The 12,256-nt window shown below is 66.0% G+C and carries 10 protein-coding genes; 3 read left to right on the forward strand and 7 right to left on the reverse strand.

The features are described from left to right. Nucleotides 1-309: 309 nt before the first annotated feature. Nucleotides 310-1,368 carry a patatin-like phospholipase family protein gene (locus tag ACSQ3Q_RS06145; RefSeq protein ID WP_436133519.1) on the reverse strand — a complete coding sequence of 353 codons (1,059 nt, stop codon included), beginning with the start codon at nucleotides 1,366-1,368 and terminating at the stop codon, nucleotides 310-312. 226 nt (nucleotides 1,369-1,594) lie between these two features. Here ACSQ3Q_RS06145 and ACSQ3Q_RS06150 point away from each other — a divergent pair, with 226 nt between their 5' ends. After that, the gene (locus tag ACSQ3Q_RS06150; RefSeq protein WP_436133520.1) at nucleotides 1,595-2,092 is read left to right on the forward strand and encodes a hypothetical protein; all 498 of its coding nucleotides are present in this window, start codon (nucleotides 1,595-1,597) and stop codon (nucleotides 2,090-2,092) included. Further along, nucleotides 2,092-2,721, forward strand: a complete 630-nt coding sequence (locus ACSQ3Q_RS06155) for a hypothetical protein (RefSeq protein ID WP_436133521.1) — start codon at nucleotides 2,092-2,094, stop codon at nucleotides 2,719-2,721. The genes ACSQ3Q_RS06150 and ACSQ3Q_RS06155 overlap by 1 nt, the downstream gene beginning before the upstream one ends. Before the next feature lie 96 nt (nucleotides 2,722-2,817). Here ACSQ3Q_RS06155 and ACSQ3Q_RS06160 read toward each other — a convergent pair whose 3' ends face one another. The 6 genes from ACSQ3Q_RS06160 to ACSQ3Q_RS06185 form a co-directional block, all read right to left on the reverse strand. After that, the gene (locus tag ACSQ3Q_RS06160; protein WP_436133522.1) at nucleotides 2,818-3,585 is read right to left on the reverse strand and encodes an ABC transporter permease; all 768 of its coding nucleotides are present in this window, start codon (nucleotides 3,583-3,585) and stop codon (nucleotides 2,818-2,820) included. A 16-nt stretch (nucleotides 3,586-3,601) separates the two neighbouring features. After that, a complete protein-coding gene (locus ACSQ3Q_RS06165; RefSeq protein ID WP_436133523.1) occupies nucleotides 3,602-4,441 on the reverse strand; it encodes an ABC transporter ATP-binding protein in 840 nt (279 codons plus the stop codon). A gap of 75 nt (nucleotides 4,442-4,516) precedes the next feature. Further along, the gene (locus ACSQ3Q_RS06170) at nucleotides 4,517-5,548 is read right to left on the reverse strand and encodes an ABC transporter substrate-binding protein (protein WP_436133524.1); all 1,032 of its coding nucleotides are present in this window, start codon (nucleotides 5,546-5,548) and stop codon (nucleotides 4,517-4,519) included. Between the two features lie 332 nt (nucleotides 5,549-5,880). Next, complete coding sequence (locus ACSQ3Q_RS06175) at nucleotides 5,881-8,187, reverse strand: NADP-dependent malic enzyme (RefSeq protein ID WP_436133525.1); 2,307 nt, start codon at nucleotides 8,185-8,187, stop codon at nucleotides 5,881-5,883. A gap of 341 nt (nucleotides 8,188-8,528) precedes the next feature. Next, nucleotides 8,529-9,215 (reverse strand): GntR family transcriptional regulator, encoded by a 687-nt coding sequence (locus ACSQ3Q_RS06180; RefSeq protein WP_436133526.1) that lies wholly within the window; start codon nucleotides 9,213-9,215, stop codon nucleotides 8,529-8,531. Beyond that, entirely contained in the window at nucleotides 9,212-10,528 is a 1,317-nt protein-coding gene (locus ACSQ3Q_RS06185) for a C4-dicarboxylate transporter DctA (protein WP_436133527.1), read from the reverse strand. Before ACSQ3Q_RS06185 ends, ACSQ3Q_RS06180 begins: the two co-directional genes overlap by 4 nt. 223 nt (nucleotides 10,529-10,751) lie before the next feature. Here ACSQ3Q_RS06185 and ACSQ3Q_RS06190 point away from each other — a divergent pair, with 223 nt between their 5' ends. Next, the gene (locus ACSQ3Q_RS06190; RefSeq protein ID WP_436133528.1) at nucleotides 10,752-12,101 is read left to right on the forward strand and encodes a glycerate kinase type-2 family protein; all 1,350 of its coding nucleotides are present in this window, start codon (nucleotides 10,752-10,754) and stop codon (nucleotides 12,099-12,101) included. The last annotated feature ends 155 nt before the right edge of the window (nucleotides 12,102-12,256 follow it).

Below are 12,256 nucleotides of genomic sequence, written 5' to 3' on the forward strand. Positions count from 1 at the left end.
CGCTAAGTTGGAAAACCTGGCAATGATAATTGCTGACATGCCTCATGGCCCGACCCGGGGGCAGCCCGCCTGACGGCACGGAGGCAGCGCATGTATCACCGGTCATAAGGCTGCGTCGCGCCTCTTTTGGGCAAGATCGGACAGCCAACCCGCCGAGGCAGCTCGCGCGCTCCTCCCTGTTTATTAGCCAGAACCGCGCGGTGGTCCGGGCAGGGCGGCAAGCGGCATCTTTCTCTCAGTCAAAGCGCTTGCAATACCTGCTCCCGGCCAGTACGCACCCGCGTGGGCTGCCACCCGCAAGCGGCCTTGCTACTTGTTAACCGCAGGCCCAGCACACCCCTCACCCATTCCCGCCATGCCCGCCAGCCGCTGCAAGCGCGACCGGTTTTCCATGCAAGCCTTGTGCTCCGCTTCCATCACCTTCTGCTGAGCCAATTGAGCGGCGCGCACACGCTCGGCCTGCAATTGCGCGATGCGTTCCCGGATCTGCGGCATGGCGGCCAGGGCGGCTTTTTCGCCCTCCAGGATCGCGCTGGCACGCTGGCCGAAGTCGGCAGGGCCGATGTCGAGCACCTTGGGGCGGATGACCACATCGGCGCGGGCCAGTTCGGCCTCGCCCAGTTTCTGTCCCATGATCGCAATCGACTGGTTCAGTGCGCCCAGCATGTGGGCCGGCGCCTGGCCGCGGGCCTTGTTGGAGATGTCCACGGCCACCACGATGTCGGCGCCCAGCTGGCGCGCTGCGTCTACCGGCACGGGGCTCACGATGCCACCGTCCACGAAGTGGTACTTGCCGATGGTGACGGGCTGGAACACGCCGGGCACGCTGCTGGATGCGCGCACCGCCTGGCCGGTGTTGCCGCGTGCGAACACAGTGCGCTCGCCGTCTTCAAGCCGCGTAGCTACCACCGCAAACGGTTTGACCATCTGCTCGAGCGGTTTGCGGCGCACTTGTTCGTTCACGTAGTCCTCGAGCTTCTGGCCGAGCACCAGGCCGCCCGACGACAGCTGCAGGTCGCGGATCTTCGCTTCGTCCAGCGCGACGGCTTTTTCCTGCATCTCGAACGCGTTCATGCCGCTGGCATACAGCGCGCCCACGACGCTGCCTGCGCTGGTGCCCGAGACGACTGCAGGCGCAAAGCCATTGGCCTCCAGCATCTTGATCACGCCGATGTGCGCAAAGCCTTTGGCCGCCCCGCCGCCCAGGGCGATGCCAACCTTGATGGCACCGCCTGCAGGGGCCGCAGCGGCGGCGCTGGCCGGGGCCGGTGTGGTTGCAGCGGGCTGGGTGGGTTGCGTGCCACCGCATGCGGCAAGGCCTGCACAGCCCAGAAGGGCCAACGGGCGAAAGAAAACGTCCAACCGCATGTGCAGGATCCTGTTGTCAACGGAGGCGGCGAGTGTAGCGGCAGGGGGATGCTGACGATTTCATGGGTCGGCAGATAGGTGCAGATGGATGCGAGTTGCTGCCCGCGACCGGGCGCGTGAATCGAACGCGATGAGACTCGCCAGCACAAATTGTCACAGGCGCCGGCATGCCCGTTACCTACACTGCCACGTCCTTTTTCTGGCTAACCTCCACAACCAATCCAACATGGCCAAACCTGCTGTATCCGTCATCCCTGGCACCATCATCACTGGCGGCGAACTGAGCCCATCCACCATCCTTGCAGTGAACCAGGCGGCCTCCAAAACCCCCGCGCAATGGCGCCGGTTCGTCGCTTATACCGGGGTCGTCAAAGTGGGCGGTTCGCTGGCCTGGCGCGCCAATAACCCGGGCAACTTGCGCGACTCACCCTTCAAGATCGGCAACGTCACCGGCGGCGTGGGTGTTTTTGCAGTGTTTGCCAACATGGACGATGGCCATGCCGCTCAACGCGCGCTTTACCTCAACAAATACGGAGCCATGAAAGTGCGCGACGCCATCTCCAAGCTCACGCCACCAAGCGAAAACAACACTGAGCGGTACCTCAAAGCGTTGGAGAAGGCGGGCGTCGACCTGGATAAAGATGTCAAATCGCAGATTGACGTGCTTATGCCCGCGGTGGCGGTGAGCGAAGGTGTCATTGCCGGTATTGAGGTGCCCCGATGATGAAACGCCTGGGTCTCGTGGCTTTGCTTCTCGCGACGCACTTGCTGGTGCATGCGGGAGAACGGATCGCTGTGGGCTGCAAGAGCGTGCAACTGGTGCTGGATGAGCGGGTAACGCCCAGCGAGCTTGACCGTCTGTGGGCCAGCGGCGAGCCGGCATCGGGCGGGCCGGCTGCGTTGCAGCTGCGTGGTTGCCACGGTGAATTGCTCGACAGCCTGACGCTGGAATCGCCCCTGGCCAAACTGGACCGTACCCCGTTGCGAGGCGTGCGCGTCCCCACATTGCTCGTGACGGTGGACCTGACGGCGCCTGCGGGCAGCTACAGCGGGCCGCTGACCAAGCCGGTTCAAGTCGACGGCAACCGGCTGATCCACGCGCAGGCCCGCGGGGTCGATGGCCGACTTGTGCCGATCGTGTTGGCCCACACTGGCAAAGCTGCCTGGAAGAAGGTACGCATCCGCGGGGCAGATCAGCTGCTGGCTGTGCGCAGCGAGCCGCAGGATGGTGATTTCACCACCAGCTTTCACCGCTATGCACCCGGGCCGCAGGGTTGGCGCATGCAGGTGCGTTCACAGCCGGGACTGTGGGAGTCCGACGGTGAGTTTCCGTCGCGGCGGTCTTTCCCTTGAGTCGGTAGTCGCCAGTCGCCAGTCGCCGCAGGGCTTAAGCCGACATGAGCACGCAGGGGCAGGGCGGCGCCTGCCCTCAGACCCGATCCTGCGGCCTCACTCCCCTTGCGACCCTCGGTGTGCCCAGCCCGTGGTGCGCTTCTCGACCCAGCTGAACAGCTCGTACATCACCATGGCCATGGCGCCCACCACCATCAGCCCGGCAAACGCCAGGCCCATCTGCATGGACGAACCCGCAGAGATCAACAGGTAGCCGATGCCTTCGTTGGCCGCCGTCATCTCCGACACGGTGGTGCCCACAAAGGCGAGCGTGATGGCGACCTTGAGCGAGCCGTAAAAATAGGGCATGGACCGCGGCAGGCCGACCTTGACCAGCACGTCCCAGCGCTTGGCGCCCAGCACGCGCAGCACGTCTTCCAACTCGGGCTCCAGCGTGGCCAGGCCCGTGGCGATGTTCACCATGATCGGAAAGAAGCTGATGAGAAACGCGGTGAGGATGGCTGGCCCCACGCCGATGCCGAACCACACCACCAGGATGGGCACGAAGGCTGCCTTGGGGAGGGCGTTGAAGGCGGTCATCAGCGGGTAGACGGCGGCATACGCCAGGCGAGAGCTACCGATGAGGAAGCCGAGCAGCACGCCCACGACGATGGCAATGCCGAAGCCCGCCATGGTGACCCAGTAGGTGCGCCAGGCGTGGGCGGCAATCACGCCTCCAAACTCCACCATCTGCGTGGCGATGACCCAGGGGCTGGGAAAGAGGTATTCAGGGATGCTGAACGCCGAGCAGATGATCTGCCACAGCAGGATGATGGCGACGAGCAGGACCCAGGGGGACCAGCGCTCCACGGTTTTCTTGTGCATGAATCGCTTTGATCTTTTATTGCGGGATAGGAGCGACGGCCTTGCCTGCTGCACCTTGGCGCAAGGCGCCGATGTGGCCGCGCAGCTCGTGCACGATGTCGGTGAACTCCTTCGTGTAGGTGATCTCCAGGTCGCGCGGGCGCGGCAGCTCAATGTCGCGCTGGACGACAAACCGGCCGGGGCTCTTGCTCATCACGTACACCTTGTCGGCCAAAAAGACTGATTCGCGCAGGTCGTGCGTGACCAGGATCACGTTGAACTGCTGCTCGGCCTGAAGGTCGCGCAGGATGCACCACAGCTCTTCGCGCGTGAAGGCGTCGAGCGCGCCGAAGGGCTCGTCCAGCAGCAGCATCTTGGGCTCGTGGATCAGCGCGCGGCAGATGCTGGCGCGCTGCTGCATGCCACCCGACAGCTGCCAGGGGAACTTGTCTTCATAACCGCCGAGGCCTACCTTCTGCAGCAGGGCACGGGCGCGTGCCTCGTACTCCTTGCGCTTGGCCTTGAACTGGCTGCGGTGGGGCTCGACGATCTCGAGCGGCAGGAGCACGTTGTCGACCGTGGTGCGCCAGGGCAGCAGCGATGGCGCCTGAAACGCCATGCCCGAGATCTTGAGCGGGCCGGTCACCGGCTGGCCGTCGATGAGGATCTTGCCGCGCGACGGCATCTTGAGGCCCGTGGCCAGCTTCATGAAGGTGGACTTGCCACAGCCGGACGGGCCGACGATGGCGATGAACTCGCCCTGCCGGATCTGCAGGTCGATCGCCTCGACGGCGAAGTGGTTCTGCGCGAGAAGCTCGTCGTTGTACGCGAGCCAGACGTCGCGGAAGTCCACGAAGTAGGAGTCAGCAGCCTGCATGGGAAGTGATTTTTGAATAAAAATGGCCGCCAGCGCTTGATGAATAAGCGCTGGTAGCTATCAAATTGATAGTATTTACTTCTTGGGCAGGATGTTCAGCTCGGCCGCGCTGGGCAGGAAGCTGGCGTTCCACACATCGTCGGCGTTCACGCGCGTCTTGGTGTTGAAAGCGTCGGACACCTGCGAGGCCATCAGCGACAGGCGGCCGGGCTTGGCCTGGCCAAAACCTTCGGCGCGTGCGTCGGGGCTGTTGATCACGGTGTCGATGGCCAGCTGCAGGCGGCGGGTTTCGAGCGGCACGTTCACGATGCCGTCGCGCGCCTTCACGTGTTCGATGGAGGCCGCGGGGTTGGCGACCACCTCCTTGGCACCCTTGGTGAAGGCGGAGAGGAAGGCCTTGATGGCGGCCGGGTTCTCCTTGATGAGCTTGGGGCTGGCAATGATCACGTTGCCGTAGAGCTTCACGCCGAAGTCGGCATACGGCAGCACCACCACGTCGGCCGCCTTGGCGCCGCGGGCTTCCAGGTTCAAAAGCGACGTGAAGGTGAAGCCGGTGATGGCGTCCACGTCGCCGCGCACCAGCATGGTCTCGCGCAGCGGTGGGTCCATGGCGGTCCACTGCACGTTGCCGATGCCGTTGGCCTTCTGGAAGATCGGGAACGCGCGGCGGCCGGCATCAAACACCGGGGCGCCCAGCTTCTTGCCGGCCAGGTCGGCGGGCTTGGTGATGCCGCTTTTCTTGAGTGCCATGACCGAGGCGGGCGTGTTGTTGTAGACCATCATCACGGCCACGGGCTTGTTCTGCGCGTCGGGGTTGTTGGCGTGGAACTCCATCACCGCGGCCAGGTCGGCAAAGCCCATGTCATAGGTGCCCGAGGCCACGCGCTGCACGGCGCCGCCCGAGCCGTTGCCGGCGTCGACCGTCACGTCGAGGCCCGCGGCCTTGAAGTAGCCCTTGGCCACCGGCTGCAGGAACAGGGCTGCGGGCCCCTCAAAGCGCCAGTCGAGCTGGAACTTGATGGGCGTGAGCGTCTGCGCCTGGGCCAGCGAGAACACGCTGGTGGCAGCCATCAGCACAGTGGTTTGCAAGAACGAACGTTTTTTCATGGGGGCTCCTGTCAGAAGACGGCAAGGGCGGGCAAGGGAGAAGGGGAAGAGAGAACACGGGGCGCGGCGACCGGTCGGGCCAGGCGTGCGCTGCCCATGCCGTCAAGTCAGCAAAAACGATGCCCGCTTTGGTGGTTGTGGTGTCGGGCAGGCACCCATTGTTCACCGAAGCGGTGCATCGGTGCATGCAGGGTTTCCCGAAATGGTGCACGGGGCAGCGCCTGCTGCGCCCGTAGGAGCGCAGCGACTGCGTGGGCTGAAGGTGCCGCGCCGGTGCAAGGCAGGCGGCTGCACGGGGCGGCCGAGAGCATTGCGCCCCCGGCGTGGTGCCCTTACTTGGGGCGCGCGGCCGCGCTGGCCACTGCCAGTGCCGTCATGTTGAACACCCGGCGCACGGTGGCGGCGGGCGTCAGGATGTAGGCGGTGTCGGCCACGCCCATCAGGATCGGGCCCACCGTCACGCCACCGCTGGTGGTGGTCTTGAGCACGTTGTAGAGGATGTTGGCCGCGTCCAGGTTCGGGCAGATCAGCAGGTTGGCCGAATCGGTCAGCGTGGAGTCCGCCATGTAGGCGTTGCGGATGTTGGGCTCCAGCGCCGCGTCGCCATGCAGTTCGCCATCGCACTCGATCTCGGGGTGCGCCGCCACGAACAGGTCGCGCGCCTCGCGCATCTTCTTGGCCGACGCGCGCTTGGACGAGCCGTAGCTCGAGTGCGACAGGAAGGCCACCTTGGCCGGCAGGCCAAAGCGCTGCACCTCTTGCACCGACATCCACGCGATATCCGACAGCTGCTGCGCCGTGGGGTTCTCGTTCACATAGGTGTCGGCGATGAAGAGCGTGCCGCGGTTGGTCATCAGCGCGTTCAGCGCCGCGTAGTCGTTCACGCCTTCCTGGCGGCCCAGGATGCTGTGGATGCGCTCCAGGTGCGTCTCGTACGTGCCCACCAGGCCGCAGATCATCGCGTCGGCATCGCCCAAGGCCACCATCAGCGAGGCGATGATGGTGTTGGAGCGGCGCACGGCGGCCTTGGCCACTTCGGGCGTCGCGCCGTTGCGCTTTTGCAGCTGGTGGTAATGCTCCCAGTACTGGCGAAAGCGCGGGTCGTCCTCGGGGTTGCACACCTCCACATCCTTGCCCAGCTGCATGCGCAGGCCGGCTTTTTCGATGCGGGCGGCAATCACCGCGGGGCGGCCGATAAGGATCGGCTGGGCGATCTTGTCGTCGATGGCCATCTGCGCGGCGCGCAGCGCGCGCTCGTCTTCGCCGTCGGCGTAGGCCACGCGTTTCTGGCCTTCGGGCAGGGCCTTGGCCGCCGTGATCACGGGGCGCATCAGCATGCCAGTCTGGTAGACAAAGCGCGACAGGGCCTCCTTGTAGGCCTCCATGTCCTCGATGGGGCGCGTGGCCACGCCGGACTCTGCCGCCGCCTTGGCTACCGCGGGCGCGATCTTCAGGATCAGGCGCGAGTCGAACGGCGTGGGGATCAGGTAGTCGGGGCCGAAGGTGAGTTCCTTGCCGGCATAGGCGCTGGCCACTTCTTCACTGATGTCGGCCTTGGCCAGGTCGGCGATCTGGCGCACGCAGGCCAGCTTCATGGCCTCGGTGATCTTGGTCGCGCCGCAGTCCAGCGCGCCGCGGAAGATGTACGGGAAACACAGGACGTTGTTGACCTGGTTGGGGTAGTCCGAACGGCCGGTGGCAATGATGCAGTCGGGCCGGATGGCCTTGGCCAGTTCGGGGCGGATCTCGGGCTCGGGGTTGGCCAGCGCCAGGATGATGGGCTTGGTGCCCATGGTCTTGACCATCTCGGCCGTGAGCACGCCGGGCGCGGAGCAGCCCAGGAACACATCGGCACCGTCGACCACGTCGGCCAGCGTGCGGGCCTCGGTCTTTTGCGCGTAGCGCTGCTTGGACACATCCAGACCGCCGGGGCGGCCTTCATAGATCACGCCCTTGGAGTCGACCATGAAGACGTTTTCGCGCTTCACGCCCAGGCCCACCATCACGTCCACGCAGGCAATGGCGGCGGCACCGGCGCCCGACACCGCGATCTTCACCGCGCCGATCTCCTTGCCCACCAGCTCCAGGCCGTTGAGCAGGGCGGCGCTGGAGATGATGGCCGTGCCGTGCTGGTCGTCATGGAACACCGGGATGTTCATGCGCGCGCTGAGTTGCTGCTCGATGTAGAAGCACTCGGGCGCCTTGATGTCTTCCAGGTTGATACCACCCAGCGTAGGCTCCATCGCGGCAATGATTTCGATGAGCTTGTCAGGGTCGCGCTCGGCCAGTTCGATGTCGAACACGTCCACGCCCGCAAACTTCTTGAACAGGCAGCCCTTGCCTTCCATCACCGGCTTGCTGGCCAGCGGGCCGATGTCGCCCAGGCCCAGCACGGCCGTGCCGTTGGTGATCACGCCCACGAGGTTGCCGCGCGAGGTGTAGTCGAACGCCTTGGACGGGTCTGCCGCGATATCCAGGCAGGGGTAGGCCACACCGGGCGAGTACGCCAGCGACAGGTCACGCTGGTTGGACAGGGGTTTGGTGGGGGTCACCGCAATCTTGCCCCGACCGGGGTTGCGGTGGTATTCGCGCGCAGCGTCGCGCAGTGCCTCTTCGGCGGCGGAAAGTTTCTGGGTCATAGGGAAATCCTGGAAGTCCTCGGCGGAATGCAAAACAAGCGTACCCGATGGGGGAACGGGTCCGTATGGCGGTTTATGCGTATGCGGCATGGAGCCAAAACCCCCCGGGCGGCCAGGCCGGCCAGAGGGCAGCGCCCCGGATGTGCGGGGCCGTTTCTTCATCAGCGGGCAGGCGGGACGCTGGTGCGCGTCGGCCTGGCGTGGGGCGTGCTCAGCGGCGGAGGTGTCGCGGCTGGTGCCAGGGAAGAAAACGTTCAGGGCCATGGCCTTGAGCGAGGCACGCAGGATACCGGATTCGGAGGGGCTTTTTTGGAGTCCATCCAGCCGCATTCCCCACACCTTCAGGACGGTGCCCGCTGCGCGGCCAGCGGCGTGAGCGAGTCGCGCAAGCGGTCGCGCACCAGCGGGTGGTCGGGGTTGAGCGCCGCCTCCACATGCCCGATGTGCGCCAGGAGGCGCTCGCGGGCCAGCGCCGTGTCGCCAGCTTCCAGGGCTTCCACGATCGACTCGTGTTCCGCGCACGACTGCTTGGCCTCATGCCGTGATTGGTAGAGCGAGGCCGCCAGCGTGGTGCGCGCGGTCAGGTCGCGCAGGATGTCGCTCAGGCTGCGGTGGCCCATGGCTTCTGCCAGGCAGACATGGAAGTCGGCCAGCAGGAAGGCGCGCGTGGCGGCGTCAGCCCCCTCGATGGCTTGCTGCTCGTCGGCAATGTGCGCGCGCAGCCGGGGCGTGACCGACTGCAGCGGCCGGCCGGCATCGGCCAGGATGCCCGACTCGATGATCCGCCGTGCCGAGAACGCATCGCGCGCATCCTCCACAGAGGGCTCCACCACGTACCAGCCGCGCCGTGGCCGCACCTCTACAAAGCCGCGTGCCTGCAGCTGCATCAGCGCCTCGCGCACCAGGGTGCGGCTCACGCCGAACAGGTCGGCCAGTTCCTGCTCGCCCAGGCGCTCGCCGGGTGCAAGCTTCTGGGCCAGGATGGACTCCACCACCTGTTGTGCGATTGGGTTCTGCTGGATGCTCATGGGGCCGATTGTGGCGCCACCTCTGGGGCCACCCGCGGTGCCACTGGCGGCAGGCTCTGGCCGTCCAGCACGGCGTGGGCGCGCTCGCGGTCGATGTCGCCCTCCCACGCGGCGATGGCCACCGTGGCCACACAGTTGCCGATCAGGTTGCCCAGGGCGCGGGCAATGCCCATGAACCAGTCCACCGACAGCACCAGCACCAGCCCGATGGCGGGGATCGCCGGAATGGCGTGCAGCGTGGCCGCCAGCACCACGATGGCCGAGCCTGGCACGCCGTGCGCGCCCTTGGACGTGACCAGCGAAATCGCGAGGATGGTCAGCAGGTCGGCCATCGAGATCGGCGTGTTCGTGGCCTGTGCGATGAACACGGCCGCCAGCGTGATGTAGATCGAGAACGCGTCGAGGTTGAACGAATAGCCCGTGGGGATCACCAGGCCCACGGTCGAGTCGCGGATGCCCAGGTGCTTGAGCTTGGCCATGATCTGCGGCAGAACGCTGTCCGACGATGTGGTGGCGAACACCACGGCAAGCTCTTCGCGCAGGTAGCGCAGCAGCTTGAACAGGCTGAAGCCCGAAAACCGCATGATGAGCCCGAGCACCACCACGACGAACAGGAACACCGCTGCATAGAACAGCACCACCAGCATGCCCAGCTGCTTGAGCGAGCCGATGCCGTACTTGCCCACCGTGAACGCAATGGCACCCAGCACGCCCAGCGGCGCCAGCTTGATGATCAGGCCCATGGTCTTGAACAGCACGTGCGACAGGTCTTCGATGAGCAGGGTGACGCGTGCGCCGCGCTCGCCCAGCAGTGCCAGCGCGCAACCGAAGACGATGGAGAACAGCAGCACCTGCAGCACGTCGCCATTGGCAAATGCGCTCACGGCTGTCGTGGGGATGAGCTTGAGCAAAAAGTCGCTGAAGCCGCCACCGGTGAGCTTGCTCGCGTTTTCGGCATAAGCACCCATGGCCTTCGGGTCCAGCGCGCTCGGGTCCACGTTCATGCCCACGCCCGGCTCGAACCAGAACGCGAGCGCCAGGCCCAGCACCAGCGCGATGGACGTGACCACCTCGAAGTAGATCAGCGCCTTGATGCCCACCCGGCCCACGCGCTTGAGGTCGCCCGTACCGGCAATGCCGTGCACCACGACGCAGAAGACGATGAGCGGAATCAGCATCTTGATGAGCTTGATGAAGCCGTCGCCCAGGGGCTTGAGCTGCACCGCTGTGTCGGGCCAGAGCAGCCCCACGGCCACGCCGGCGATCAAGGCCAGGATCACCCGGCCAAACAAGGAGTTGAGAAAACGAAGCATGGGAACCCTTCGATATGTGGATAAGCAAGCACGGAAATCAGTCTTGCATACAAGAAATGTAGACAAGTGTGTGCCGCCATGACATGGGGTTATCCCGCGCTCTGCCAGCGCTTGCCGGCGCACTGCTGCGGCTGCGCAGTTGCAGTGGCGGTTGAACCCCGTTTGACTTTCAAGCGCGGCTGCGCCGTGGCCGCTGCCGCACAATCGCCCGCGGAGACACACCATGACCCCAGCCCCATCCCACCACCCCGTGCCCGATCCGGTTCGCCAGAGCAGCGAGTTCCTCGAATACCTGTACCGCGTCGCCGTGCGCCGCGCGCTGCCCCTGCACAACACCGCCGCCTTTCTGCCCGCCCCGCCTACGCCCGAAAGCGGTGGCCGCACCCTGGTGCTGGGCGCGGGCAAGGCCGGGGGCGCGATGGCGCAGGCCGTGGAGGCTCTGTGGCCGGCCGATGCGCCGCTGTCCGGCCTGGTCGTCACGCGCTACCACCACACGCCGCCGCGGCCCGAAGGTCTGCCGCAACGCATCGAGGTGGTCGAGGCCGCGCACCCCGTGCCCGACGCCGCAGGTCTCGACGCGGCGCAGCGCATCCTGGCGCTTACCCAGGATCTGACGGAAAACGATCTGGTGTTGTGTCTGATCTCGGGCGGCGGCTCCGCCCTGCTCACGCTGCCGGCCGACGGTCTCACGCTCGAAGACAAGCAGCGCATCAACAAGGCGCTGCTGGAGAGCGGCGCTGCCATCGACGAGATGAACTGCGTGCGCAAGCACCTCTCGCGCATCAAGGGCGGGCGGCTTGCCGCTGCCTGCGCACCCGCGCGCGTGGTCACGCTCACCATCAGCGATGTGCCCGGCGACGATCCCTCGGTGATCGCCAGCGGCCCCACGGTGCCCGACGCCACCACCTGCGCCGATGCGCTGCGCATCCTGGCGCGCTACCGCATCGACATCCCGGCCAGCGTGCGCGCAGCATTGGAGGCGGGTGATTTGGAAACCCCCAAGCCCGGCGACGCCGTCTTCGCAGGCCATGCCGTGCACATGACGGCCACGCCCCAGCAGTCACTGGAAGCTGCGGCCGAAGCCGCGCGGGCGGCGGGCGTGCCGGCGTACATCCTCTCCGACGAAATCGAAGGCGAATCGCGTGAGGTGGGCAAGGTGCATGCAGCGCTGGCGCGGGCCGTGGCGCGCCACGGCCAGCCGTTTCCGCGGCCCTGCGTGATCCTCTCGGGCGGTGAGACCACCGTCACGGTGCGGCAGCGGCCACCTGGGGCCCCGAAGGGCCGGGGCGGGCGTGCGGGCGAGTTCTGCATGGGCCTCGCGCAAGCACTGCAAGGGCAGGAGGGTGTGTGGGCGCTGGCGGCAGACACCGATGGCGTCGACGGCGTGGAAGACAACGCCGGTGCCCGCGTCGCGCCCGACACCCTGGCGCGCGCCGCCGCGCAGGGCCTGCGCATTGCGGACCACCTGGACCGCAACGATGCCTATGGGTACTTTGATGCGCTGGGCGACCTCGTCATCACGGGGCCGACGCACACGAACGTCAACGACTTTCGGGCACTGCTGATCTTGTAGCGGGCCGTGCTGCAGCCCGCGCGCCGTGTGAAAAGTGGCAGCGGGGCTGGGACGCGGCGAGGGTATAAAAAAATCCCGCTGGCCTTTACGGCGAGCGGGATTTTGCATTGAAATGGCCTCTAGCGCTTATCTATCAAGCGCTAGTAGCTATGAAT

The organism is Acidovorax sp. LjRoot129, assembly GCF_964253765.1.
Lineage (GTDB): Bacteria > Pseudomonadota > Gammaproteobacteria > Burkholderiales > Burkholderiaceae_C > Acidovorax.